The 22,360-nt window shown below is 73.2% G+C and carries 21 protein-coding genes; 13 read left to right on the top strand and 8 right to left on the bottom strand.

Annotation, left to right across the window (positions count from 1 at the left end):
* Positions 1-9 precede the first annotated feature (9 nt).
* Positions 10-924 (top strand): helix-turn-helix domain-containing protein, encoded by a 915-nt coding sequence (locus FGW31_RS04045; protein WP_142191986.1) that lies wholly within the window; start codon positions 10-12, stop codon positions 922-924.
* 106 nt (positions 925-1,030) lie between these two features.
* On the opposite strand, the gene FGW31_RS04040 is transcribed toward FGW31_RS04045, so the two are convergent.
* The 4 genes from FGW31_RS04040 to FGW31_RS04025 form a co-directional block, all read right to left on the bottom strand.
* The gene (locus FGW31_RS04040) at positions 1,031-2,437 is read right to left on the bottom strand and encodes a glycoside hydrolase family 16 protein (protein ID WP_142191929.1); all 1,407 of its coding nucleotides are present in this window, start codon (positions 2,435-2,437) and stop codon (positions 1,031-1,033) included.
* A 284-nt stretch (positions 2,438-2,721) separates the two neighbouring features.
* The gene (locus tag FGW31_RS04035) at positions 2,722-4,830 is read right to left on the bottom strand and encodes an MMPL family transporter (RefSeq protein ID WP_142191928.1); all 2,109 of its coding nucleotides are present in this window, start codon (positions 4,828-4,830) and stop codon (positions 2,722-2,724) included.
* A gap of 129 nt (positions 4,831-4,959) precedes the next feature.
* The gene (locus tag FGW31_RS04030) at positions 4,960-5,631 is read right to left on the bottom strand and encodes a response regulator (RefSeq protein ID WP_142191927.1); all 672 of its coding nucleotides are present in this window, start codon (positions 5,629-5,631) and stop codon (positions 4,960-4,962) included.
* Positions 5,628-6,821, bottom strand: coding sequence for a sensor histidine kinase (locus FGW31_RS04025; protein ID WP_142191926.1), 1,194 nt, complete (start codon positions 6,819-6,821; stop codon positions 5,628-5,630). The genes FGW31_RS04030 and FGW31_RS04025 overlap by 4 nt, the downstream gene beginning before the upstream one ends.
* A gap of 196 nt (positions 6,822-7,017) precedes the next feature.
* Between FGW31_RS04025 and FGW31_RS04020 the strand changes: the two genes are divergently transcribed.
* Positions 7,018-8,355 carry a 6-phospho-beta-glucosidase gene (locus tag FGW31_RS04020; RefSeq protein ID WP_142191925.1) on the top strand — a complete coding sequence of 446 codons (1,338 nt, stop codon included), beginning with the start codon at positions 7,018-7,020 and terminating at the stop codon, positions 8,353-8,355.
* Positions 8,356-8,529: 174 nt separating this feature from the next.
* On the opposite strand, the gene FGW31_RS04015 is transcribed toward FGW31_RS04020, so the two are convergent.
* Positions 8,530-9,663 (bottom strand): ATP-grasp domain-containing protein, encoded by a 1,134-nt coding sequence (locus FGW31_RS04015; protein ID WP_142191924.1) that lies wholly within the window; start codon positions 9,661-9,663, stop codon positions 8,530-8,532.
* A gap of 234 nt (positions 9,664-9,897) precedes the next feature.
* On the opposite strand from FGW31_RS04015, the gene FGW31_RS04010 reads away from it, so the two are divergent.
* Positions 9,898-10,752: a metallophosphoesterase family protein gene (locus FGW31_RS04010; RefSeq protein WP_142191923.1), complete on the top strand. Its 855-nt coding sequence runs from the start codon at positions 9,898-9,900 to the stop codon at positions 10,750-10,752.
* Entirely contained in the window at positions 10,749-11,426 is a 678-nt protein-coding gene (locus FGW31_RS04005; protein WP_142191922.1) for a 4'-phosphopantetheinyl transferase family protein, read from the top strand. The genes FGW31_RS04010 and FGW31_RS04005 overlap by 4 nt, the downstream gene beginning before the upstream one ends.
* A gap of 444 nt (positions 11,427-11,870) precedes the next feature.
* Here the strand turns inward: FGW31_RS04005 and FGW31_RS04000 are convergent, their stop codons facing one another.
* The 3 genes from FGW31_RS04000 to FGW31_RS03990 all read right to left on the bottom strand — a co-directional run bounded on the left by FGW31_RS04000 (position 11,871) and on the right by FGW31_RS03990 (position 13,487).
* A complete protein-coding gene (locus tag FGW31_RS04000; protein WP_142191921.1) occupies positions 11,871-12,110 on the bottom strand; it encodes a hypothetical protein in 240 nt (79 codons plus the stop codon).
* 149 nt (positions 12,111-12,259) lie between these two features.
* Entirely contained in the window at positions 12,260-12,799 is a 540-nt protein-coding gene (locus FGW31_RS03995) for a toxin-antitoxin system, toxin component (RefSeq protein ID WP_142191985.1), read from the bottom strand.
* Between the two features lie 31 nt (positions 12,800-12,830).
* Positions 12,831-13,487, bottom strand: a complete 657-nt coding sequence (locus FGW31_RS03990; RefSeq protein ID WP_142191920.1) for a helix-turn-helix domain-containing protein — start codon at positions 13,485-13,487, stop codon at positions 12,831-12,833.
* 222 nt (positions 13,488-13,709) lie between these two features.
* On the opposite strand from FGW31_RS03990, the gene FGW31_RS03985 reads away from it, so the two are divergent.
* The 9 genes from FGW31_RS03985 (at position 13,710) to FGW31_RS03945 (ending at position 22,357) form a co-directional block, all read left to right on the top strand.
* The gene (locus tag FGW31_RS03985) at positions 13,710-14,369 is read left to right on the top strand and encodes an MmyB family transcriptional regulator (RefSeq protein ID WP_142191919.1); all 660 of its coding nucleotides are present in this window, start codon (positions 13,710-13,712) and stop codon (positions 14,367-14,369) included.
* A 64-nt stretch (positions 14,370-14,433) separates the two neighbouring features.
* A complete protein-coding gene (locus FGW31_RS03980) occupies positions 14,434-15,597 on the top strand; it encodes an NAD(P)/FAD-dependent oxidoreductase (protein WP_142191918.1) in 1,164 nt (387 codons plus the stop codon).
* The gene (locus FGW31_RS03975; RefSeq protein ID WP_142191917.1) at positions 15,594-15,893 is read left to right on the top strand and encodes a (2Fe-2S)-binding protein; all 300 of its coding nucleotides are present in this window, start codon (positions 15,594-15,596) and stop codon (positions 15,891-15,893) included. Before FGW31_RS03980 ends, FGW31_RS03975 begins: the two co-directional genes overlap by 4 nt.
* Complete coding sequence (locus FGW31_RS03970) at positions 15,883-17,253, top strand: NAD(P)/FAD-dependent oxidoreductase (RefSeq protein WP_142191916.1); 1,371 nt, start codon at positions 15,883-15,885, stop codon at positions 17,251-17,253. Before FGW31_RS03975 ends, FGW31_RS03970 begins: the two co-directional genes overlap by 11 nt.
* Entirely contained in the window at positions 17,250-18,140 is an 891-nt protein-coding gene (locus FGW31_RS03965; RefSeq protein ID WP_142191915.1) for a dihydrodipicolinate synthase family protein, read from the top strand. The genes FGW31_RS03970 and FGW31_RS03965 overlap by 4 nt, the downstream gene beginning before the upstream one ends.
* A 13-nt stretch (positions 18,141-18,153) precedes the next feature.
* A complete protein-coding gene (locus tag FGW31_RS03960; RefSeq protein WP_142191914.1) occupies positions 18,154-19,155 on the top strand; it encodes a proline racemase family protein in 1,002 nt (333 codons plus the stop codon).
* Positions 19,152-19,820 (top strand): GntR family transcriptional regulator, encoded by a 669-nt coding sequence (locus tag FGW31_RS03955; RefSeq protein WP_182674454.1) that lies wholly within the window; start codon positions 19,152-19,154, stop codon positions 19,818-19,820. The genes FGW31_RS03960 and FGW31_RS03955 overlap by 4 nt, the downstream gene beginning before the upstream one ends.
* Positions 19,821-19,878: 58 nt before the next feature.
* Positions 19,879-20,877 carry a LacI family DNA-binding transcriptional regulator gene (locus FGW31_RS03950; protein ID WP_182674453.1) on the top strand — a complete coding sequence of 333 codons (999 nt, stop codon included), beginning with the start codon at positions 19,879-19,881 and terminating at the stop codon, positions 20,875-20,877.
* 136 nt (positions 20,878-21,013) lie between these two features.
* The gene (locus FGW31_RS03945) at positions 21,014-22,357 is read left to right on the top strand and encodes an ABC transporter substrate-binding protein (protein ID WP_142191913.1); all 1,344 of its coding nucleotides are present in this window, start codon (positions 21,014-21,016) and stop codon (positions 22,355-22,357) included.
* Positions 22,358-22,360 lie beyond the last annotated feature (3 nt).

Here is a 22,360-nt window from a genome sequence, read left to right as displayed (position 1 = left end):
ATGGGAGACATGGCAGGCAGCAACCCGCGGAGCGGAGGGCCGGACGGCGGGGACGACGACGGTGACGGGATCAGAACCTTCCCCTTCCCTGTCGACCGGAGCGTCCTCGGCGTCGGCATGCAGATCGCCCCGATGGGCCCCGACCGCACCTGGCGCGCCGACGCACCGCTGGACCGGGTGCACCGCATCGACTTCCACATCGTGATGCTGTTCGACGCCGGACCGGTCCGGCACATGATCGACTTCACCGAGCACGAGGCCGCGGCGGGCGACCTGCTGTGGATCCGCCCGGGGCAGGTCCACCGCTTCTCGCGCGGCAGCGAGTACCGCGGAACCGTCCTCGCCATGCAGCCCGGTTTCCTGCCCCGCGCCACCGTCGAGGCCACCGGCCTCTACCGCTACGACCGGCAGCCCCTGCTCCACCCGGACCCGGCGCAACTCGCCGCGCTGCGGGCCGCCCTGGACCAGCTGCGCCGCGAGTACGAGGACACCGCCACCCTGCCGCTGAGCCTGCACACGGCCGTGCTGCGGCACTCGCTGACCGCGTTCCTGTTGCGCCTCGCCCATCTCGCGGCCAGTTCCGCCGAGGCGGACCGCGAGCGCTCCGGCACCGCCTTCACCCGGTTCCGGGACGCGGTGGAGCACGGCTTCGCCACCAACCACAGCGTCAGCGCCTATGCCGACGCGCTCGGTTACTCGCGGCGGACCCTGGTGCGCGCGGTGCGCGCCGCCACCGGCGAGACGCCCAAGGGCTTCATCGACAAACGCGTGGTCCTGGAGGCCAAGCGGCTCCTCGCGCACACCGACCTGCCGATCGGCCGGGTCGGCGCGGCCGTCGGGTTCCCGGACGCGGCCAACTTCTCCAAGTTCTTCCACCAGCACACCGACACGACCCCGGCGGCGTTCCGCGCCGAGCTGCGCTGACCAGCGCGCCGCACCGGCAACCGCGGGCCGGGCACGCGAAAGAGGGCCCCACGCGTGCGTGGGGCCCTCCTGCCCGGCCGCAGAGGGCCGGTGTGGGGGGGGGTGCTCAGTGGCCGAAGGTGAACCAGTTGACGTTCACGAAGTCCGCCGGCTGGCCGCTGGTGAAGGTCAGATAGACGTCGTGCGTCCCGGTCACGTTGCTGATGTTCGCCGGGATCGTCCGCCAGGACTGCCAGCCGCCGGTGTTGCCCACGGCGAAGCTGCCGATGGGCGCGTTGCTCCGGCTGTCCAGGCGCACCTCGACCAGTCCGCTGATGTTCGCGCCGGCGCCGCTCGCCACCCGCGCGGAGAACTGCCGGGCCGCGTTCGAGCCGAAGTTGACGCCCTTGAACTGCAGCCAGTCACCGTTGGCCAGCGCGCCGACGTTCTGGCCGCCGCCGGAGTCCGAGGTCGACTCCGTCATCACACCGGACTGGGCGTCGTAGGACTCGGCCTGGATGGCGCTGTACGCGTCGCGGTTGCCGGTCGGCGGGGGAGTGGTGCCGCCGCCACCGGAGGACAGCACCTGCACGTAGTCGACCAGCATCGAGTGGCCGGGCTGGGTGCCCGCGTCCGGGCCGCCGCCGAAGGCGTCCGGGAAACCGCCGCCCATCGCCACGTTGAGGATGATGTAGAAGCCGTGGTCCGTGGCGTTCGACCAGGTCGTCGCGTCGACCTGGTTCTCCCGCACGGTGTGGTAGTTGACGCCGTCGAGGTAGAAGCGGATCTCCTCCACGCTCGTGGAGCGGTCCCACTCCATCCGGTACGTGTGGAAGCCGGCCTGGCAGGTGGTGCCCTGGCAGGTCGTCGAGCCGCCGATGCCGCTGGTCTCGTTGCACGGGCCGCCGGGCGAGGTGCCGCAGTGCATCGTGGCGAACACGGTGTTGTTGCCCTGCGTGTTCTCCATGATGTCCAGCTCGCCGACCGCGGGCCAGTTCCAGTAGTTGCCCCGGTAGGGGGCGCCCAGCATCCAGAACGCCGGCCAGTAGCCCTTGGCGGCGGCACCGGTGACGTTCGGTACCTGGATGCGGCTCTCCACGCGGAGCTTGCCGCCGGCCGGGGGCTGGAAGTCGGTGCGGTTGGTCTCGATGCGGCCGGAGGTCCAGTTGCCGGAGGCGTCGCGGCGCGGGGTGATGCGGAGGTTGCCGCTGCCGTCCAGCGACACGTTGTCCGTGCTGGACGTCATCGTCTCGATCTCGCCGGTGCCCCAGTTGGCGGGGCCGCCCGGGTAGCCCTTGCCGGTGGCGTACTGCCAGTTGGAGGTGTTGACACCGCTGCCCGCGGGACCGTCGAAGTCGTCGGCGAAGACCTGCGTCCAGCCCGACGGCGGAGGCGGCACGGAGGCGCTCGCGGACGGGCTCGCCGCGGTGGCGGCGCCCGCCGCGAGGGCGAGCGTGCTGACGACCGCGAGCAGCGCCCGCCGCAGGGGCCGGGGTCTGCGCAGCATGCGGGGAGTGCCGGAGGTGTCTCTCATGTGGGGATGCCCTCTCGGGTTCGGATGGCCTGTGCGAGGTGAGTTCGAGAGCCCGGAACATCGCTGAGAGCGCTCTCAACTGCCGTCAATGTGCTCTGCGGTCCCCCCGCCGTCAAGAGATGTAGCCGAGAAAGTCCTTGCGGCGGTGGCGAGTTCACCTCTCGAATGACGCGAATGGGTGCAAGCGCGTACCGCCGCACGACGCGCGCGGCGCCCGGAAACCTCTCCCGGACGCCGCGCGCGCCACTCGTTCGACCACGTGCGGACGGTCCCCGCAGGCCGGATCAGACCCCGGTCGGCACCCGCGGCCGCGGCTCCTCCACCGGCTCCTCCCGCAGGCCGAAGCGGTCGTGGACGCGGCGCAGCGGCGCCGGGGCCCACCAGGCGCGGCGGCCCAGCAGGGACATGGTCGCCGGAACCAGGAGCATCTGCACGACGGTCGCGTCGATGAGGACGGCCAGGGTGAGACCGAGGCCGATCTGCAGGATGGGTGAGAAGCCGCCGGTCATGAAGGCGGCGAAGACGACCGCCAGCAGCAGCGCCGCGCAGGTCACCACCCGGCCCGAGCGGCGCAGTCCGTCCACCACCGCCTGCGCGTCGTCACCGCTGTGCCGGCGGGCCTCCCCCATCCGGGCCAGGATGAACAGCTCGTAGTCCATGGCGAGTCCGAACGCGATCGCGATGATCAGCGGCGGCGCGGTGAGACTCAGCGCGCCCAGCCCTTCGGTGCCCAGCAGTCCGGCCAGATGGCCGTCCTGGAAGACCCACACCACCGCGCCGAGCGCGGCGGCCAGGCTGAGCAGGGTCGTCACGATGGTGCGCAGGGGCAGCAGCACGGAACCGGTGAACGCGAACAGCAGCACGAAGATGCCGGCCAGGACGGTCAGGGCCGCCCAGGGTGCCCGTTCGCCGAGCATCTCGCGGAAGTCGACCAGCCGGGCCGCGGGCCCGGTGACCTCGACCGGTTCGTCGCCGCGCACCTCGCGCACCCGTTCGACCAGGTCGGTCGCCTCCTTGCCGTCGGCCTCGCCGGGCGGCCGGATCTCCAGCACCGTTGCGCCACCGGGCAGTTCACGGGCCGAGGAGGCCGGGGACAGCGAGCGGATCCCGTCGACGGTCGCGGCGTCGGTGCCGGGCCGGACGACGACGGTGACCGGCGTGACCCCGGCACCGGGCGGGAAGTGGTCGCCCACGGTGTCGTGCAGCTGCCGGGCCTCGCTGGTCGTGGGCAGCTGCCGCGCGTCCCCGATGGCGATCTTCATCCCGGCCATGGGCACCGCGAGGACCAGCAGCACCGGGACAGCCACGGCCAGGACGGCGATCCGGCGCCGGGCCGCGAAGCGGGCGAGCCGGGCGAAGAACCTGCCCTCCTCGCCCTCCGGCCGGTCCTTCGCAGGCGGGATCCGACCGCCGAACCGGGTCAGCAGCGCGGGCAGCAGGGTCAGCGCGGCCAGCATGTCGATGACCACCACGGCGGCGACCGCGAGACCCATGCTGCGCAGGAACACGCTCGGGAAGACCAGCAGTCCGGTCAGGCTGACGGCCACCGTGAGTCCGGAGAACAGCACCGTCCGCCCGGCTGCCGCGACCGTGCGGTGCACCGCCTCCACGACATCCTCGGTGTGCCGGCGCTCCTCCCGGAACCGCATCAGCATCAGCAGCGCGTAGTCCACGGCGAGCCCGAGCCCCAGCATCGTCGTCACCTGGATCGCGTACACCGAGATGTCCGTGACCTCGCTGAAGAGGAACAGCGCCAGGAAAGCCCCCGCGATCCCGCTGACCGCGATCACCAGCGGCAGCAGCGCCGAGCGCAGTCCGCCGAACACCACCAGCAGCAGCGCCAGTACCACCGGCAAGGAGACCAGTTCCGCGAACTTGACGTCCTTCTGGGCCTGCTCGGTGAGCTGTTGCCCCAGCAGCGGGCCGCCGCTCACATGGACGTCGGGGGCGTCGATCTCCCGGATCCGCTCGGCCGCCGCGTCGAGTGTGCGCTCCGCGTCGTCGTCGTCCAGACCGCCCTCCAGCGTGACGGGGATGATCAGCGCCTGCCCGTCCTCCGCGGTCAGGCCGCGTGTGGTGTACGGGTCGGGCACGGCGGCGACACCGGCCACCTTCCGGACGTCGGCGACGGCCCGCTCGACGTCGGCGCGCAGCGCCGGGTCGGAGACGGCGGTGCCGGCGACCACGCCGCTGATCGACTCGCCGACCGGGTCCTCGCGGTCCAGGTACTGTGCGGCCGACTCCGACTCGGTTCCGGGCACCTCGGGCACGTTGTCGGAGAGCCGCGCGAACACGCCCGTCCCCAGCCCGAAGCCCAGCAGCAGAAAGAGCCCCCACAGGAGCATCACGGTCAAGGGGCGGCGGGTGGCCGCCCGGGCAAGTGCGGAAAGCACGGTCCCTCCCGGCGAGTGACGGATTTCATCGACCCTCAGACTCGCGTGGCGGGCCGGGTGATCGGATCGCCGGAGGGAGCGGTTTGCGGCCCTCGCCCGTACGGGGGAGACGGCCCCCTGCCTCACCCCTCAGGGGGAGCCCGGGGTGATCAGACCCGTCTCGTACGCGCAGATCACCGCCTGCACCCGGTCCCTGAGACCGAGCTTGCTCAGCACGTTGCTCACATGAGTCTTCACGGTGTGCTCGCTGACGAACAGGGTCGTGGCGATCTCCGCGTTGGACAGCCCCCGGGCCAGCAGCCGCAGCGTCTCCACCTCGCGGGCGGTGAGCGCGTCCAGGCGCTGCGGCGGCGCCGCCTCTGCGGCGGACCGCTCCCTGCGGCGCCGCACGATGTCCGCGACCAGCCGCCGGGTCACCGCGGGGGCGAGCAGCGAGTCACCGGCCGCGACGACCCGCACCGCGTGCACGAGGTCGTCCCGGCGGACGTCCTTCAGCAGGAACCCGCTGGCGCCCGCGTACAGCGCCTCGTACACGTACTCGTCCAGGTCGAACGTGGTCAGCATGACCACCTTGCAGCACGACTGCGCGCACACGCGGCGGGCCGCCTCCAGGCCGTCCATCACCGGCATGCGGATGTCGAGCAGCAGCACGTCCGGACCGTGCCGGCGCACCGCGGCGACGGCCTCCTCACCGTCACCGGCCTCGGCGACCACCTCGATGTCGTCCTGAGCGTCGAGGATCATCCCGAACCCGGCCCGCACCAGCTCCTGGTCGTCGGCGACGACCACCCGGATGCTCACCCGAGGGCCCCCTGCCGGTCCCCGGCCGCCGGCAGGCGCACGACGACCCGGAAACCGCCGTCCGGGCCCCTGCCGGTCTCGGCGCTGCCCCCGCAGGCGGCGGCCCGCTCCCGGATGCCGATCAGCCCGTGTCCGCCGACCGGTGCCGACGGGCCCCGTCCGTCGTCGGTCATCGTGAGGGTCACGTGGTCCTCCGCCCAGTCCAGCTCCACCAGCGCGCGGGAGGCGCGGGCGTGCTTCACCGTGTTGGTGAGTGCTTCCTGGACCACACGATAGGCCGCGATCTCGGTGTCCGAGGGCAGCGGACAGGGTTCGCCCGTCGTGCGCAGCTCGGTGCGCAGCCCGGTGGACTCCTGCACCTGGCGGACCAGCCGCGGCAGGGCGGCCACGCTGGGCTGCGGCAGCCGCGCCACCTCGCCGTCCGGCCGTTCCTCCTTCAGCACGCCGAGAATGCGCCGGAGTTGGGCCATCGCGTCCCGCCCGGTCGTCGCGATGGTGTCGAAGGTGGCCTCCGCGCGCTCCGGGTCCTTGCGCACCACCACCGGCCCGGCCTCCGCCTGCACCACCATCAGGCTCACCGCGTGCGCCAGGATGTCGTGCATGTCCCGGGCGATCCTGGAGCGTTCCTCGGCCCGGGCCCGCGCGGTGTCGGCGGCCCGCTCCCGTTCCAGGCGCCGGGCCCGGTCCTCCAGCTCGGTGGTGTAGGCGCGCTGCACCCGGGCGAGCACCCCGAGGGCGTAGGCGCAGACCAGGCCCATCAGGTGGAAGGCGTACTCGAACGGCTGCTTGTCCGCCTGGTGCTGCATGGTCACGACGACCCCCACCACCCAGCCGGTGAGCATCAGCCGGCGCTGCCAGGGCCGTGCCAGGGCGGCCATGGTGTAGAGGACGACCATCCCGCCGTACATCACGTCCGGTGGGGGCGCGTGGTAGAGCGCCTGCGCCGGGGTGGCGGCCGACACGGCCCACGCGGACGCGCACGGCGACCGCCGCCGCCAGACCAGCGGTACGGCCGTGGCGGCGGCGAGCAGCCAGCCCTGCCAGGTCAGCTGTTCGTCGCCCTTGCCGGGGAAGATCCAGTGCAGCGACACGGCGAACAGCACGAGCGCGGCGAGCGCCGTGTCGAGGGCGTACGGATTCGCCGAGCGCCAGCGGGTGACGACCGGCGTGAAGGCGGACCGGAGGGACATGGGCGGCTCCTCGGGGGCGGGGGACGTTCCAGTATCACGACGGCCGGCCCGCCCGGTCCTCACCGGTGAGAGGGATTTCGCCCGGACTCCGCCCAGCCGCGGGGACGGTCGGTGCCGGCCCGCTGCGGCGGGCGGCTGCCCGCCGGGACCGCGTCCCGCGAGTAGGGTCGTCGCGTCGGCGAGGCGGAGGTGCGGTGTGAGGCTGACGATTCTGGGCGGCGGAGGGTTCCGCGTGCCGCTGGTGTACGGGGCGCTGCTGGGCGATCGTGCCGAGGGGCGGGTGACGCGGGTGGTGCTGCACGACGTGGACGGCGGCCGACTGCGCGCGATCACCCGGGTGCTCGCCGAGCAGGCGGCCGGGGTGCCCGATGCCCCCGAGGTGACCGCCACCACCGACCTGGACGAGGCGCTGCGCGGCGCCGACTTCGTCTTCTCCGCGATCCGCGTCGGCGGCCTGGAGGGCAGGGCCGACGACGAACGGGTCGCCCTCGCGGAGGGCGTCCTCGGCCAGGAGACGGTCGGCGCGGGCGGCATCGCCTACGGTCTGCGCACCGTCCCGGTCGCCGTCGACATCGCCCGCCGGGTGGCCCGTCTCGCCCCCGACGCCTGGGTCATCAACTTCACCAACCCGGCCGGCCTGGTCACCGAGGCCATGTCCCGCCACCTCGGCGACCGCGTCATCGGCATCTGCGACTCGCCGGTCGGCCTCGGCCGCCGTATCGCCCGGGTGCTCGGCGCGCGACCGCAGGAGGCGTGGATCGACTACGTCGGCCTCAACCACCTCGGCTGGGTGCGCGGCCTGCGCGTCGCCGGCCGTGACGAGCTGCCCCGCCTGCTCGACGACCCGGTGCTGCTCGGCTCCTTCGAGGAGGGCCGGCTCTTCGGCGCCGACTGGCTCCGCTCGCTGGGCGCGGTGCCCAACGAGTACCTGCACTACTACTACTTCAACCGGGAGGCGGTCGACGCCTACCGGCGGGCCGAGCGCACCAGGGGCGCTTTCCTGCACGACCAGCAGGCCCGCTTCTACGCCGGGACGGACGACCCCGCCGTCTCGGCCCTGGACCTGTGGGAGCGCACGCGCGCCGAGCGCGAGGCCACCTACATGGCCGAGAACCGGGAGGCGGCCGGCGCGGGCGAGCGCGAGGCGGACGACCTGTCCGGCGGCTACGAGAAGGTCGCCCTCGCCCTGATGCGGGCCGTCGCCCGCGACGAGCGCACCACCCTCATCCTCAACGTCCGCAACCGCGGCACCCTCGCCCCGCTGGACGCGGACGCCGTGATCGAGGTGCCCTGCCTGGTGGACGCCAACGGCGCGCACCCCGTCGCCGTGGACCCGCTGCCCGGCCATGCCACCGGTCTGGTCTGCGCGGTCAAGGCCGTCGAACGCGAAGTGCTGGCCGCCGCCCGGTCGGGCTCCCGTACGACAGCGGTCAAGGCGTTCGCCCTGCACCCGCTCGTGGACTCGGTGAACGTGGCCCGGCGGCTGGTCGACGGCTACACGGCCGTCCACCCCGGCCTCGCCTATCTGAACTAGGCGGCCGGGAAACGGCTTCGGGTCGGCCGGTCGCCCCCCGTGACAGCGGCCGACCGACCCGAGCCCCCCGTTCCCCCGTGCTCCCCCCGGCGGCTTCCCCAGTCGCCTTCACCGTTAAGAGCGCGCTGCCCGGCTCCTGATACACCCCGGCGGGAAATTCCCCGGAGATTTTTTTCAGGAGCGTGCCCCGGTCGCCGTCCTCGGCTCCACGGACGCCGCCGGAGCCGGTACGGCGTCCAGCGCGGGCGAGGCCGCGGGCAGGTCGGCGAGCTGCTGCGGCAGCGGCACCGGCAGCAGCGGACGCGGACCGGAGACCACCGTGTAGTCCTGGCCCAGGAACGGCGGGACGATCTCGCCCGGGTCCTCGCCGAGCGCCAACCGCACGGCGGCCCACGGCGCGTTCACACCGCACAGCGACAGCTGGTGCAGCCCGCCGGCCGGCCGGGTGTTGACGTCCATGAGCACGGGCCGGTCGCCGAGCATCCGGAACTGGATGTTGGACAGGTGGTGCAGCCCGAAACCCTCGGCGATCCGCCGGGCCGGCTCCAGCCACTGCTCGTGCAGCGTGAACCCGCGGCGCCGGCCGTTCTTGGTGCGGCCCACCGCCAGCCGGATCCGGTTGTCGGGTCCGGTGAGACAGTCCACCGACACCTCCGGCTGCTCCAGCCGCGGCATCACCAGCCAGTCCACCGGCTCCTCCGCCTGCCGCACCGCCTCCAGCACCAGGTCGAGCGGCACGTACGGGCTGGGGAAGCCGTTCAGCTGGGTGAGCGAGAACGGGGTTCGGGTGATCACACGGAAACCGACCCCGCCCGCGCCGGACGCGGGCTTGAAGCAGGCCCGCAGTCCCCGCGACTCCAACTCCTCGACGGCGGCGACGAGTTCGTCCGCGTCACGGACCCGCCACCACGGCGGCACGGGCACCCCGATCGCCTGGACCGCCTCGTAGGCGATCACCTTGTCCCGGAACACGGCCACCGCCTCGGGCGGCGGCGCCAGCAGCGCCGTGCCGACGGCCTCGAACTCGGCGCGGTGCGCGACGACCGCCGCCTGGTGCAGCCGGGGCACGAACACGTCGATGCCGCGCCGCTCGCACTGGGCGAGCGCGTACTCGACGTACGCCGCCGGGGACAGGCCCTCCGGCTCCAGCTCGGCGGTGTCGGCGGCGGCCAGCACGGGGGAGTCGGGGTCGCCGTGGGTGGCATGGATCTCGACGGCGCGGTCGCTGGGATTTCTCCGCAGCTGATCCATGAAGAACACGTTCTCCGCGTACGTGCGGTTGAGCCAGACGCGTACGCGAGAGACCATGCAGGCCGCCTTTCACGGTTCGCGGGCAGGGCTCGGCGGCCCGTTGCCCGGGCAGGTGTATGGAGGATCGCCAAACCGCCCTGTCAGAAGGGCGTTTCACGGCGGTGGTGCCGCAGATCATACGGCTTCGACGGACGCTCCAGATACCACCGGCAAGTGCCGGGTCGCGCTTGTCCCGGCGCCACGGATGTGATCTCGTGGGGTCGTTCGTGACGCTTGAAGGGGCGACGGGTGATGTCGGGGACAGACGGCGGACAGCTGTGGGCCATCAGCGACCTGCACATCGGCTACGACGAGAACCGCGCCCTGGTCGAACGGATGCGGCCGGAGTCGGACGAGGACTGGCTGCTGGTCGCCGGTGATGTCGCGGAGACCGTGGAGGACATCGTCTGGGCCCTGAAGACCCTGGCAGGACGGTTCGCCAAGGTCGTCTGGGCGCCCGGCAACCACGAGCTGTGGACCCATCCGCGTGACGCGGTCACGCTGCGCGGCGCCGCCCGCTACGACCACCTCGTCGAACAGTGCCGCGCCCTCGGCGTGCTCACCCCCGAGGACCCCTACCCGGTCTGGGACGGCCCCGGCGGTCCGGTGACCGTCGCACCCCTGTTCCTGCTGTACGACTACTCCTTCCTGCCGCCCGGATGCGCCACCAAGGACGAGGGACTGGCGTACGCGCACAAGACCGGCGTCCTGTGCACCGACGAGCACCTGCTGCACCCCGACCCGTACCCGAGCCGTGAGGCCTGGTGCCGGGCCCGGGTCGCCGAGACCGAGCGGCGCCTCGCCGCACTGCCGGACGACCGGCCGCTCGTCCTCGTCAACCACTATCCGTTGCACCGCCATCCGACGGACGTGCTGTGGTACCCCGAGTTCGCCATGTGGTGCGGCACCGTACTGACCGACGACTGGCACCGGAGGTTCAACCTCCACACCATGGTCTACGGCCATCTGCACATCCCCCGGACCACCTGGCAGGACGGTGTCCGCTTCGAGGAGGTGTCGGTGGGCTACCCGCGCGAGTGGCGCAAGCGGGACCAGCCGCCGGGCCGGCTGCGCCGGATCGTGCCGAGGGAGGACGGGAAGCGATGATCGAGGAACTGCTGCCGCAGACGGTGGTCGCCGTGGCGGCCTACGGCGACGAGGGCGTCGACGCCCCGCTGTACCCGGAGGAGGAGGCGCTGGTGGCGCGGGCCGTCCTCAAGCGCCGCCGGGAGTTCACCGCTGTGCGCTCCTGCGCCCGCCGCGCCATGGAGAAGCTCGGGGTGCCGCCGCAGCCCGTACTGCCCGGTGAGCGCGGCGCCCCCGTCTGGCCCGAGGGCGTGACCGGCAGCATGACCCACTGCCAGGGCTACTGCGCCGCCGCTCTGGTCCGCGCCGGCGACCTGGCGTCCCTCGGTGTCGACGCCGAGGTCCACGGCCCGCTGCCGGAGGGCGTCCTGGACGCCGTGGCACTCCCGCAGGAGGTGACGCGCCTCGAACGACTGTCCGGGCAGCACCCGGCCGTGCACTGGGACCGGCTGCTGTTCAGCGCCAAGGAGTCCGTCTACAAGGCGTGGTTCCCGCTGACCCGCAAGTGGCTGGACTTCTCGGAGGCGGACATCGAGATCGTCCCCGACCCCGACGCAGCCACCCGCGGCGGCTTCCGCGCCACGCTCCTCGTGCCCGGCCCCCGGGTGGGCACCCGGGTGCTCGACCACTTCACCGGCCGCTGGACCACCCGGGACGGCCTGATCGCCACCGCGATCGCGGTCCCGCACACCTGAACCCTCGGCGGCCCGCGGAGTCCGACCCCGGTGGTCTCGTACCAACTGGTCCCCGGTGGTCCCGAACCACCGAACCTCGGCGGCCCGCACCATACGAACCTGGTGGTCTCGTACCAACTGGGCCCCGGTGGTCCCGAACCACCGAACCTCGGCGGCCCGCACCATCCGACCCCGGTGGTCTCGTACCAACTGGTCCCCGGTGGCCCGTGCCATCCGTACCCGGCGGTCCCGCGCCAGCCGGTCCCCGGTGGCCCGCACCATTCGAACCTGGTGGTCCCGCGCCAGCCGGTCCCCGGTGGCCCGCGTCATCCGACCCCGGTGGTCCCGCACCGTCCGGACCTCCGCCGGTCCTGCACTTCACGGCCTTCCGCCGGTCCCGCGCGGCTGCACCGGACCGTCCCGGGACGGCGGGCCGCCGTCCCGGGACCCGGCCGGCCGCGGTCCTCAGGGCTCGGCGCGCCGCCAGTCGCGCAGCATGCGGAAGAACTCCGCCTCGTTGCCCGCCAGTCCCGCCCGCGCCAGGGCCGTCTCCGCCTCGGCGAGCACGGCGGGCGGGATGAGCGGCGGGCCGGGCGTGTCCGGCGACGCCGACGGCGTGTCGAAGGCGGCGCGCACGGTGTGCAGCAGCCGCAGATAGGCCTGGACGGCGGTGCGTTCGCGGTCGGTCAGTACGGCGGTGGGCATCGCTCGGCTCTCCCCGTGTCGTCGTCATGGGTCCCACGCCCACGCACTGCGGGCGCGCACCTCCAGCTTGCCGCCCACCACTGACAATCGGGCCGAGACGCAGCCCGGTTCGCCCGCCTGGAGGGGCTCGCGCGCCGGGGCGCGCCCGGTCAGCCCTGCGGACCCAGGTAACCCAGCGACGCCCCGATCCGGCCCGCGAGATGGTCCCGCTGCACCGGCCCGCGCAGCGACGAACCGGCGAGCCACGTCCGGCACTTGCTGGCCAGCAGCAGGCCGAACGCCTCCGCGTCCTTCTCCTCGGCGAGGTCGAAGCGGGTGCGCGCGGCGACCCGCAGGACGGTGGCCCGCAGGGCGTCCTCGTCGGGCGTGTCGCCCAGCAGCCGGGTCGCGACCTCGGCGCCGGCGACATGGTGACCGCAGTGGCCGGCCTTCATGTGCCACAGCTCGTGGCCGAGGATCACCAACTGGTGGTCGGGCGCGGTGCGCTCCTCGACCACCACCAGGTCCAGGTCCGTCATGTCGAGCCACAGTCCGCTGGCGGTGCCCGGCGGGAAGACGGCCGTACGGAACAGCACGGGGCGGCCCCGGCGCCGGCTCATCGCCTCGCACAGGGCGGCGTACAGATCAGCGGGCCGTGCCGGAGCGGGAAGCGTCAGCTCCGCGACCAACTCGCCGCACAGACGGCGCATTTCCTTGCCGATGCCCACGGTTCTCCCCGGGTCAGGACTTGGGCCGCTGGACACTCTCCAGGAGCATGTCCAGCCACTCCGCGACCTTGTCGCGGTGCTGGTCGGTGGGCAGCTGCGCGGCCCGCCACGCGATCCCGCGCACCCCGTGGTCCTGGAGCAGCCGCTCCAGCGGGTCGTCGGCCGGAGCCGCCGCCGCCCGCTCCCGGTCCGCGAGCTTCTGCAGCAGCTCCTGCTCGGTGTGCTGAAGCGCGCCGGTGAGGGCCTCGGGGTCCTCCGCGGTGAGGAAACCGGCGTGCACCCGGAAGAACCGCTGGATGGCGTCGCAGTGCTCCATGGTGGGCCGCCGGTCGCCGTTGATCAGCGCTCCGGCCTGCTGGCGCGACATGCCCGCGCCGTCGGCGATCTCCTGCTGCGTGTACTTGCGGCCGTTGGGCTTCAGCCGGGTGCGGCGCAGCAGGTCCAGCCGCTGCAGGAACCGGGCCTGCACATCGGGCTCGCCCGCGGGACGTCCGCTCAGCAACGCCTTGACCACGGGTTCCGGCACACCGGAGGCGACGGACAGCCGGCCCACGTCGAAGACCTCGCTCTGCGCCACGCCCAGCCGGTCGGCGAGTGCGGTGACGCGGGCGACGACGGCCGGCAGCGCGGTCGTCGGCGCGGTGCCCGGACCCTCGAAGCCACCCGTCACCGAAAGATCTCCTACGTCTCTCACAGGCTTCTCACAAGCGATTGCCGTGAACTTCACGGAGACTAGCCGTGCTTCGAACTCACATCCAGGTCTCGCCACAACTGTGGCCAATTTCAGCCGTCAACCGGCATGAAATGCCACGATAGTTGACATGCCACAGGTCTGGGCAGCAGGATCGGGGCGCCGCGTCAGGGCCGCACAGGCAAGAGGGGTGACCTCCCGATGGCACATCAGGCAGGAGGGCAGCGGCCGGCGCCGCGGCCCACCACCGGGACTCCCGAGGCCCAGGCCTATCTGCGGGACTACGCCGACCTCCTGGAGGCGGCGCCGCACCCCTCGCTGGTGGTGGACCACCGCTGGGACGTCCTGCTCACCAACAGCGCCTTCCGGGCGCTCTTCCAGGACGTCGAGCCGCACCCCACGGCCCTGCCCGTCGACAACTTCCTGCGGTTCGTCCTCTTCCACCCGGACGCCGCCACGGTGCTCGGCGACCACGAGTCGAGCTGGTGCCTGCCGATGCTCGCCCACTTCGCCCAGACCGTCGAGCGTTACGGCCACGACCGCGGACTGCAGTCGATCCGCCGTGACATCGCCCAGGACCCCATCATGGAGGCCGCCTACCGGTACGGGGTCCCGCACTGGCTGCGCGTGGTCGGCGAGCAGGCCGCCGAGCACGACGGCGCCGTACGGCCGCTGCTCCACCCCGACCCGCGCTGGGGCGCCACGGACTGCCGCATCGTCGTCGAGACGACCCGCACCCTGCGGGACATGGACTGCGCCCGGCTGACCCTGGTCCTGCGCGAGGCGCCCCGGGTCTCCGCCGGCCACCGCAGGGCCCGCCGCGCCGCCTCCCACCTGAGGGTCGTCCGCACCGCCGACTGAGCGGCTGCGGACCGCCCTTGTCCGACCTGTTCCCCGCATGTGTGATGTGTGACATAGTACTGGCGTGAGCGAGTCGCTGACCTGCGATGTCGTGGTGGTGGGCGCCGGGATGACGGGCGCCGCATGCGCCCTGTACGCGGCCCGGGCGGGCCTGTCGGTGACCGTCGTGGACCGGGGCCCGGTGGCCGGCGGCACGACCGGCGCGGGCGAGGGGAACCTCCTCGTCTCCGACAAGGCGCCCGGACCCGAACTCCAACTCGCGCTGCTCTCCCTGGGGTTGTGGGCCGAGACGGCCAAAGAACTGGGCGCCGCCGTGGAGTACGAGGCGAAGGGCGGGCTCGTCGTCGCCCGCACACCCGAAGCCCTCGACTCCCTGCGGGCGTTCGCGGCCGCACAGCGGGCGGCGGGCGTGACGGCCGACCCCGTCACCGCCGACGGACTGCACGACCTCGAACCCCGCCTCGCCCCGGGACTCGCCGGCGGCGTCCACTATCCGCAGGACGCCCAGGTGATGCCCGCCCTCGCCGCCGCCCATCTGCTGCGCGCCTCCGGCGCCCGGCTGCTCACCGGCCGCGAGGTGACCCGGGTGCTGCGCGCCCCCGGCGGCGCGGTGCGCGGCGTGCGCACCGACCGCGGCGACGTGCAGGCGCCGGCGGTCGTCAACGCGGCCGGCACCTGGGGCGGCGAACTCGCCGCCCGTGCGGGCGTGTTGCTGCCCGTGCTGCCCCGCCGCGGTTTCGTCCTGGTCACCGAGCCGCTGCCGCCGCGCATCCGGCACAAGGTGTACGCCGCCGACTACGTGGCCGACGTCGCCAGCGACTCGGCGGCGCTGCAGACCTCACCGGTGGTGGAGGGCACGGCCGCCGGACCGGTGCTCATCGGCGCCAGCCGGGAACGCGTCGGCTTCGACCGCTCCCTGTCGCTGCCCGCGGTGCGGGCGCTGGCGGCGGGCGCGACGGCCCTGTTCCCCTTCCTGTCCGGCGTACGGGCCCTGCGGACGTACGCCGGATTCCGGCCGTACCTGCCCGACCACCTCCCGGCGATCGGCCCCGACCCCAGGGCGCCGGGCCTGTACCACGCGTGCGGTCACGAGGGCGCCGGCATCGGACTGGCCACCGGCACCGGACTGCTGATCGCCCAGTCGCTGACCGGGCGGACACCGGCCCTGGACCTCACACCGTTCCGGCCCGACCGCTTTCCCCGGACCACGAAGGAGACCGCGCGGTGAACCCACTGGAGCTCGCCGGGGCCCGGCCCGGACCCGCCTTCACGGTCACGTTCGACGGACGGCGGATCGAGGCCCTGCCCGGCCGGACCGTCGCCGCGGTGCTGTGGGCGGCCGGCATCACCTCCTGGCGTGCCACCCGCGACGGCGGCCGCCCCCGCGGGGTGTTCTGCGGGATCGGGGTGTGCTTCGACTGCCTGGTCACCGTCAACGGCCGACCCAACCAGCGGGCCTGCCTGGTGCCCGCACGGCCGGGCGACGACATCCGCACCCAGGAGGGGACCGGACATGCCCACTGACCTCGCGGTGATCGGCGCCGGCCCGGCCGGTCTCGCCGCGTCCCTCGCGGCCTGCGCGCGCGGCGTCCGCGTCACCCTGATCGACGCGGCACCGGAGCCGGGCGGACAGTTCCACCGGCAGCCCGCCGCCGGGCTGCGCGCGGCCCGCCCCGAGGCCCTGCACCACCGGTGGCGCACCTGGACCCGGCTGCGGGACGGCCTCGCCGCAGGCTCGGTACGTCTGCTGACGGAGCATCACGTGTGGGGCGTGGAGCGGACGTCCGGCGGACTGACCGTGCACGCGCTGCTCGGACCGGACCAGGAGGAGCCCGCCGAGGTGCACGCCCGCGCGGTGCTGCTGGCCACCGGCGGCCACGAGACCGTGCTGCCCTTCCCCGGCTGGACGCTCCCCGGTGTCGTCACCGCCGGCGGCGCCCAGGCCATGCTCAAGGGCGGGCTCGTGACACCGGGCCGGACCGCCGTGGTCGCCGGGACCGGGCCGCTGCTGCTGCCGGTGGCGGCCGGACTCGCCGCCGCCGGAGTGACCGTTGCTGCGCTGGTGGAGTCCGCCGGGCCCGAACGCCTGCCGCGGCACGCCGTGACGCTGGCCGGGAAGTTCCCGGAGGCGGCCGGGTACGCGGCCCGGCTGCTGCGGCACCGCGTGCCGTTCCTCGCCCGCCGCACCGTCGTCCGCGCCCACGGCGACGAGCGGCTGACCGGCGTCACCGTCGCCGCGCTCGACGCGCACGGCGGTGTCCGGCCCGGCACCGAACGCCTCCTGCCCTGCGACACCCTCGCCGTGGGCCACGGCATGCTCCCGCACACCGACCTCGCCGAGGCCCTCGGCTGCCGGCTCGACGGGCTCACCGTCGCCGTCGACGAGGAGCAGCGCACCGACGTACCCGGAGTGTGGGCCGCGGGCGAGGCCACCGGTGTCGGCGGCGCGGCGCTCGCGCTCGCCGAGGGACACATCGCCGGCCGCTCCGTCGTCGCCCGGCTGCGCGGCACCGCACCGGATCCGCGGCAGTGGGCGCCCGCCGCCCGGGTGCGGGCCCGCGCGCGCCGGCACGCGGCCGCCCTGGGATCCGTGTACGCACCGCCCGCCCGCTGGACCGACCGGGTCACCGACGACACGGTGGTCTGCCGCTGCGAGGAGGTCACCGCGGGCGCGGTCCGCGAGGCACTCGCGCTCGGCGCCGGGGACGCCCGCACCGTCAAGCTGCTCACCCGGGCCGGCATGGGCTGGTGCCAGGGCCGGATGTGCCAACCGGCGGTCGCGGGCCTCGCCGGCTGCGAACCCACTCCTTCCCGGCGGCCGTTCGCCCGGCCCGTGCCGCTGGGCGTACTCGCCGGACAGCACTCCGAGGAAGGACACTCATGACCGACCACCGCCCCTGGCGCGGCGTCCTCGTCGCCACCGCGCTGCCGCTGAACGACGACCTCACCGTGAACCACGACCGCTACGCGGAGCACTGCGCCCGGCTGGTGGCCGACGGCTGCGACGGCGTCGTACCGAACGGCTCGCTCGGCGAGTACCAGGTGCTCACCGCCGAGGAGCGCGCCAGGGTCGTGGAGACGGCCGTCGCCGCGGTCGGCGGGGAGCGCGTCATGCCCGGTGTGGCCGCCTACGGTTCCGCCGAGGCACGCCGCTGGGCCGAGCAGGCGGCGGAGGCGGGCTGCCGTGCCGTGATGCTGCTGCCGCCCAACGCCTACCGCGCCGACGAGCGTTCCGTCCTCGCCCACTACGCCGAGGTCGCCGCCGCCGGACTCCCGGTCGTCGCCTACAACAACCCCGTCGACACCAAGGTCGACCTGGTGCCGGAACTCCTCGCCCGGCTGCACGGCGAGGGATACGTCCAGGCGGTCAAGGAGTTCTCCGGTGACGTCCGGCGCGCCTACCGGATCGCCGAACTCGCGCCCGAACTCGACCTGCTGGCGGGTGCCGACGACGTGCTGCTGGAGCTGGCCGTCGCGGGCGCCAAGGGCTGGGTGGCCGGCTACCCGAACGCGCTGCCCCGTTCCTGCGTGGAGCTCTACCGCGCCGCCGCGGCCGGTGACCTCGCCACCGCGCTGCCGCTGTACCGGCGGCTGCACCCGCTGCTGCGCTGGGACTCGCGCGTGGAGTTCGTCCAGGCGATCAAGCTGTCCATGGACCTCACCGGCCGGTACGGCGGCCCCTGCCGCCCGCCCCGCGTCCCGCTGGAACCCGGTCAGGAGGCGGCCGTCCGCGCGGCCACCGAGCAGGCCCTCGCGGCCGGACTGGCGTAGGGGAGGGCCGGTCATGCGCAGCAAGCTCGTCCTGCACGCCGTCGACTCGCACACCGAGGGCATGCCCACCCGGGTGATCACCGGAGGCATCGGCACCATCCCCGGCGCGACCATGAACGAGCGGCGGCTGTACTTCCGCGACCACCGCGACCACATCAAGCAGTTGTTGATGAACGAGCCGCGCGGGCACTCCGCGATGAGCGGCGCGATCCTGCAGCCGCCCACCCGCCCGGACTGCGACTGGGGCGTGGTCTACATCGAGGTCTCCGGCTACCTCCCGATGTGCGGGCACGGCACCATCGGCGTCGCCACGGTGCTGGTCGAGACCGGTATGGTCGAGGTCGTCGAGCCGGTCACCACCATCCGCCTGGACACGCCCGCCGGGGTCGTCGTCGCCGAGGTCGCCGTCGAGGACGGGGCCGCCACCGCCGTGACCCTGCGCAACGTCCCGTCCTTCGCCGTCGCACTCGACCGGCAGGCCACCCTGCCCGACGGGCGCACGGTCACCTACGACCTCGCCTTCGGCGGCAACTTCTACGCCATCCTGCCGCTGGACCGGCTCGGGCTGCCCTTCGACCGGTCCCGCAAGGACGACATCCTCGCGGCGGGCCTGTCCCTGATGGAGGCGGTCAACGCGGCCGGCGAACCCGTCCATCCCGAGAACCCGTCCATCCGCGGCTGTCACCATGTGCAGGTGACCGCTCCCGACGCCACCGCCCGCCACTCCCGGCACGCCATGGTGATCCACCCCGGCTGGTTCGACCGCTCGCCCTGCGGCACCGGCACCAGCGCCCGGATGGCCCAGCTGCACGCCCGTGGCGAACTCCCGCTGCACACCGAGTTCGTCAACGAGTCCTTCATCGGCACCCGGTTCACCGGCCGGCTGCTCGGCACCACCGAGGTGGCCGGCCGCCCGGCGGTGCTGCCCAGCTTCACCGGACGCGCCTGGATCACCGGCACCGCGCAGTACCTGCTGGACCCGCGCGACCCGTTCCCGGCGGGATTCGTCCTGTGACCGGGACCCCTCCCGCCCTGCGCTCCATCGGAGGGCGCGGGCCCAGCTACCGGGAGCGGGTCGCGGACGCGCTGCGGGCCGCGCTGATCGCCGGTGAACTGCGGCCCGGAGAGGTGTACTCGGCGCCCGGGCTCGCCGCCCGCTTCGGCGTCTCCGCCACCCCGGTGCGCGAGGCCATGCTCGACCTCGCCAAGCAGGGCCTGGTCGACACCGTGCCGAACAAGGGGTTCCGGGTCACCGCCGTCTCCGACCGGCAACTGGACGAGTACACCCACGTCCGCTCCCTGATCGAGATCCCGACGACGGCGGACCTCGCGGTCACCGCGGACCCGGTGGCGCTCGAGGCGCTGCGGCCGGTCGCCGAGGAGATCGTCACCGCCGCCGCGGCCGGCGACCTCATCGCGTACGTCGAGGCCGACCAGCGCTTCCACCTGGGGCTGCTGGCGCTCGCCGGCAACGGCCACCTGGTGGAGGTGGTGCGGGACCTGCGGCAGCGCGCCCGGCTGTACGGGCTGACCGCGCTGGTGGAGCAGGGCCGGCTGGAGGCGTCGGCCGAGGAGCACCTGGAGCTGCTCGACGCGCTGCTCGCCCGGGACCCCGAGGCCGTGCGGGCCGTGATGACCCGCCACCTTGGGCATGTGCGAGGGCTCTGGGCAGCTCCCTGACACCGGTTCTTGCGTCATTACGCAAGTAGTTTGCGTTTCTTGCGCTAAGCTTGCGTTCATGACGCGACGACTTGCTGTGGTGGCGAAGAAGGTCGGGGTCAGCGAGGCCACGGTCAGCCGGGTGCTCAACGGCAAGCCCGGGGTCTCCGAGGCGACCCGGCAGGCGGTGCTCTCCGCCCTGGACGTGCTCGGCTACGAGCGGCCCACCCAGCTGCGCGGCGAGCGCGCCCGGCTGGTCGGCCTGGTCCTGCCCGAGCTGCAGAACCCGATCTTCCCCGCCTTCGCCGAGGTCATCGGCGGCGCGCTGGCCCAGCTCGGACTGACGCCGGTGCTGTGCACCCAGACCCGCGGCGGTGTCTCCGAGGCCGACTACGTGGACCTGCTGCTCCAGCAGCAGGTGTCCGGCGTCGTGTTCGCGGGCGGCCTCTACGCCCAGGCCGACGCGCCGCACGACCACTACCGCCGGCTCGCCGAGCGCAACATCCCCGTCGTCCTCGTCAACGCGGCCATAGAGCACCTCGGCTTCCCGGCCGTGTCGTGCGACGACGCGGTGGCCGTGGAGCAGGCCTGGCGGCATCTGGCCTCGCTCGGCCACGAGCGCATCGGGATGGTGCTCGGCCCCGGCGACCACATGCCCTCCGCGCGCAAGCTCGCCGCGGCCCGCGCGGTCGCCGGGGAGGTGCCCGAGGAGCACGTCGCCCGGGCCATGTTCTCCATCGAGGGCGGCCACGCCGCCGCCTCCCGGCTGATCGAGCGGGGCGTCACCGGCTTCATCTGCGCCAGTGACCCCCTCGCGCTCGGTGTCGTACGGGCCGCGCGCCGCAAGGCACTCGACGTGCCGGGGCAGATCTCCGTGGTCGGATACGACGACTCGGCGCTGATGAACTGCACCGAGCCCCCGCTCACCACCGTCCGGCAGCCGATCGAGGCCATGGGCAAGGCCGTGGTGGAGCTGCTGAACGCGCAGATCAACGGCAGTGCGGTGGCCCCGGAGGAGCTGCTGTTCGAACCCGAGCTGGTGGTGCGCGGCTCGACCGCCCAGGCGCCCCGCACCTGAGAATCACCGAGCTGTCGAATAATTTCAAAGTCTGCGCGACATCTTGCGCACCGTTGTCGTCGGTGCTTGAGTGTGGCCCGCCCGCCGCTCCTGTGGCGAGGGGTCCACTCGCTCCTGTCCCTTAAGGGGTCCACCGATGAGAAGCACCGGGATCCGCCGTTCCCTTGTCGCGCTGGGCGTCGGCGCGCTCGCGCTCACCGCCTGCGGCTCGGACGGCGACGACGCCGCCGACGGCAAGACCCGCATCACGGTCAACTGCATGCCGCCCAAGAGCGCCAAGGTCGACCGCCAGTTCTTCGAGGAGGACGTCGCCGCCTTCGAGAAGAAGAACCCGGACATCGACGTCGTCCCGCACGACGCGTTCCCCTGCCAGGACCCGAAGACGTTCGACGCCAAGCTCGCCGGCGGCCAGATGGAGGACGTGTTCTACACGTACTTCACCGACGCCCGGCACGTCGTCGACATCGACCAGGCCGCCGATCTCACCCCGTACGTCAAGGAGTTGAAGAGCTACGCCACCATCCAGCAGCAACTGCGGGACATCTACACCGTCGACGGCAAGGTCTACGGCATCCCCCGCACCGGCTACTCGATGGGCCTGATCTACAACAAGGCCCTCTTCGAGAAGGCCGGCCTCGACCCGGACCGGCCGCCCACCACCTGGGCCGAGGTCCGCGACGCCGCCAGGAGGATCGCCGCGCTCGGCGACGGCACCGTCGGCTACGCCGACTACAGCGCCCAGAACCAGGGCGGCTGGCACTTCACCGCCGAGCTGTACTCCCAGGGCGGCGACGTGGTGAGCGCCGACGGCAGGAAGGCCACCATCGACACCCCCGAGGGCCGCGCCGTGCTGCGGACCCTCCACGACATGCGGTGGAAGGACGAGTCGATGGGCAGCAAGCAGCTGCTCGTCATCAACGACGTCCAGCAGATGATGGGCTCCGGCAAGCTCGGCATGTACCTCGCCGCCCCCGACAACATCCCGATCCTGGTCAAGGAGAAGGGCGCGGAATACGAGGACATCGCGATCGCGCCCATGCCCGGCGGCAAGGCCACGCTCATCGGCGGCGACGGCTACATGTTCCACAAGGACGCCTCACCCGAGCAGATCCGCGCCGGCCTCAAGTGGCTCGACCACATGTTCCTCACGCCCGGTGACGGCTTCCTCGGCGACTACGCCCGCGCCGAGAAGCACGACGCCCCGGTCGGCCTGCCCGAGCCCCGCCTGTTCACCGGCGCCGCCGACGCGAAGGACCAGCAGGTCAAGAAGGCCCACGCGAACGTCCCGGTGGAGAACTACCGGGCGTTCCTCGAAGGCAACCAGAGCCTGGAGACGAAGATCGAGCCGCCGCACGCCCAGCAGCTCTACTCCGTCCTCGACGGCGTCGTCTCCGCCGTCCTCACCAAGGAGGACGCGGACATCGACCGCCTGCTGAAGGACGCCTCCGGCAAGATCGACGGCATTCTGGCGCGGGGCTGACCG

The sequence above is a fragment of the Streptomyces calvus genome (assembly GCF_006782915.1).
Taxonomy (GTDB): domain Bacteria; phylum Actinomycetota; class Actinomycetes; order Streptomycetales; family Streptomycetaceae; genus Streptomyces; species Streptomyces calvus.
The sequence above is the reverse complement of the archived record's forward strand: the minus strand, read 5'-3'. Positions and strand labels throughout refer to the sequence as shown.

Excerpts from the sequence above, each read along its gene's own strand:
- FGW31_RS03985 (WP_142191919.1), top strand. The coding sequence starts at position 13,710 with ATGGCACATCAGGCAGGAGGGCAGCGGCCGGCGCCGCGGCCCACCACC.
- FGW31_RS04015 (WP_142191924.1), bottom strand. The coding sequence starts at position 9,663 with ATGGTCTCTCGCGTACGCGTCTGGCTCAACCGCACGTACGCGGAGAAC.
- FGW31_RS04025 (WP_142191926.1), bottom strand. The coding sequence starts at position 6,821 with ATGTCCCTCCGGTCCGCCTTCACGCCGGTCGTCACCCGCTGGCGCTCG.
- FGW31_RS04005 (WP_142191922.1), top strand. The coding sequence starts at position 10,749 with ATGATCGAGGAACTGCTGCCGCAGACGGTGGTCGCCGTGGCGGCCTAC.
- FGW31_RS03995 (WP_142191985.1), bottom strand. The coding sequence starts at position 12,799 with ATGCGCCGTCTGTGCGGCGAGTTGGTCGCGGAGCTGACGCTTCCCGCT.
- FGW31_RS03965 (WP_142191915.1), top strand. The coding sequence starts at position 17,250 with ATGACCGACCACCGCCCCTGGCGCGGCGTCCTCGTCGCCACCGCGCTG.
- FGW31_RS03945 (WP_142191913.1), top strand. The coding sequence starts at position 21,014 with ATGAGAAGCACCGGGATCCGCCGTTCCCTTGTCGCGCTGGGCGTCGGC.
- FGW31_RS04000 (WP_142191921.1), bottom strand. The coding sequence starts at position 12,110 with ATGCCCACCGCCGTACTGACCGACCGCGAACGCACCGCCGTCCAGGCC.
- FGW31_RS04045 (WP_142191986.1), top strand. The coding sequence starts at position 10 with ATGGCAGGCAGCAACCCGCGGAGCGGAGGGCCGGACGGCGGGGACGAC.
- FGW31_RS03960 (WP_142191914.1), top strand. The coding sequence starts at position 18,154 with ATGCGCAGCAAGCTCGTCCTGCACGCCGTCGACTCGCACACCGAGGGC.
- FGW31_RS04040 (WP_142191929.1), bottom strand. The coding sequence starts at position 2,437 with ATGAGAGACACCTCCGGCACTCCCCGCATGCTGCGCAGACCCCGGCCC.
- FGW31_RS04010 (WP_142191923.1), top strand. The coding sequence starts at position 9,898 with ATGTCGGGGACAGACGGCGGACAGCTGTGGGCCATCAGCGACCTGCAC.
- FGW31_RS03970 (WP_142191916.1), top strand. The coding sequence starts at position 15,883 with ATGCCCACTGACCTCGCGGTGATCGGCGCCGGCCCGGCCGGTCTCGCC.
- FGW31_RS03950 (WP_182674453.1), top strand. The coding sequence starts at position 19,879 with ATGACGCGACGACTTGCTGTGGTGGCGAAGAAGGTCGGGGTCAGCGAG.